Origin of the sequence: Desulfovermiculus halophilus DSM 18834, from assembly GCF_000620765.1 — a bacterium.
In the GTDB taxonomy this organism is placed as follows: Bacteria; Desulfobacterota; Desulfovibrionia; order Desulfovibrionales; family Desulfothermaceae; genus Desulfovermiculus; species Desulfovermiculus halophilus.
Map to the genome: position 1 here is coordinate 1 of NZ_JIAK01000063.1, position 2068 is coordinate 2068.

Genomic DNA, 2068 nt, shown 5'->3' on the forward strand with positions numbered 1-2068 from the left:
CCCACGTTTATGGGGGCGGCGACAAGACTGTCAGTCAAAACGGTGAGTTGTCTTAAAATCACTTAATTTTATGGTCACTACATTTATTGCGTTATCGTCTTCCTTGGCTTGAGCGGAACGCTTCGTATGCCCAGAGCTGAATACACCTCGGATTGATGCAGAGTAGCTGTTGTACAATGCCGTACATGCACAACACCACCTTGTTCCCGGGGCAGACTGGTGGTCAAAATGCAATGAGTGCCAAGCCATGATCTGATCGTTGACCAGCGATGATGGATCCCGGCCTGATGCAGATGATACTGGATCATATGCAAGAGATGATATGCCAGGATAGTTATGAAGATATGCCCCTTTATTCTCTCGCCTTTTTGGTGAAAATTGGGACGGAGCCCCAATTCGCTCTTTAAGCACCGAAAACCGTCTTCAACCGTATTGAGCATTATATATGTCTTCCATAACCGCTCATCTGTGAGGTCGGTGCGATTTGTACGCAGAAAATAGGTGCCATCATATGGCTTCCCCAGGCTCTTCTCATCAAAGCTCCAGGTGATGTGGACAGCATTTTTCCCTTCTTGCTGGACATTGATGGTAAAGCCCTTGGAAACACGAGTGTATTGTTTACGGAGTTTCCCTATACGCTCCAGAACCTTGTCATAGTTTTTGAGTCTTCCTTTTATACTTAATCCATCACGGAGCTTGGTCAGTTCTGCCTCCATTTTGATCCGCATCTTTTGGACGATAGCCTGCTCTTTGTTTGTCTTGGCTTCACTCCAGCAGTGAAGGAAGGTTTCTTCTCCTCGCTGAAAGCTGTGGGCATGGACACCTTTTTTGATCTGGGTAAAATCTTGCTTTGGTATATCCTTGGGACGGGACCTGGAAACAACGATATAGCAAAAGCCCCGCTCTTTGAGTATGTTGAGATTATCTTCTGAAGCTATGCCGGCATCCATGACCACTGTTGGCGGATCCAAAGGCAAAGGAGGATTTGTTCCCTGCGCTTTTCTATGCAGACTTTCGATGATCTCCACCATGGTCGAAGGTTCACTGACATTGCCGCGAAATGTTTGACTCAACTTGAGGAATCCATCCCCATCCAGGACAAGGCCGACAGTGATTTGAGGTCGATCATTTCGCTTGTCTTTCGATCTGCCATTCTCGGCCTCTTCACAGAGCAGAGCGCCACCTTCGAAGTAGGTGTTTGTTAAGTCATAGAGGATGATGGATTCTGAAAGTCCCAGGAGCTTTTTGGTATTGGTCCTGAGAAACTGTTCAATAGTCTGTTTATGTAAGAGCAAAAGATCGGATACCTCATACAGGGCGTTTTGACTGATTCGCGAGAAATCAGTTCCCAAGAGTTCATCTAGGGCACTGTCTTCTTTTGCATATCTTTTAAGTTCGTGTTCACTGCTTGGATGGATGAGCCGTCCAATAACCGAGAGTACAGCCATATTAATTTGGTTTTGCGTAAACTCCAGTCGTTCAAAAAGATCGATAAGCCCAAGCTTTTGCAAGGTTTGGAAAGCAAGATGCTCTTTGCCAATGGATTTGGCTTCTGAGGATCTTAGAACATTCACGTCTACACTTTGGAAATCATGCTCACGTTTATCTATATCGTTTGTGTTAGCAAGCTGTTGCCTGACGTAGAGCTTGTTATAGTGCTGGGCAAGGCTTTCAATCTCAGTGGCACATGGGAGCAATCGTTTTTGGCCAGAAATAAGTTCTTCAATACGTTGAGCCAGCTCAGTCCATTTATCTTTCGAAAGCTCCAAGGTGCCCAGATTAAGCACAACTCTTTGCCTGGGGCCATCCGGAGTACGAATTGACTCAACTAACTTATGTGTATAATATAACTTATTAGAATTCTTGTACTTTCTTTTTGTTTCCCTGATGAACATGCAAGGAGTTTATCATGGCTGGCCATTCTGTCAATAAGCAGTTTTGCATTCGTAGTCACTACAAAAGACCGTATAACTAAAGTAACTACGTATTTTCAGGTGGTTACGGATTTTTGGCAAGTTAATCCAGGCAAATTTTAAGCTAATTTTGCGAAGTTAAGCGTAAAGATGGG

The 2068-nt window shown here is 44.5% G+C and carries 1 protein-coding gene; it reads right to left on the bottom strand.

The genetic code is table 11. From position 1 onward, the window contains the following. Positions 1 to 83: 83 nt before the first annotated feature. A complete protein-coding gene (locus N902_RS0114260; protein WP_027371456.1) occupies positions 84 to 1895 on the bottom strand; it encodes an IS1634 family transposase in 1812 nt (603 codons plus the stop codon). Between the last annotated feature and the right edge of the window lie 173 nt (positions 1896 to 2068).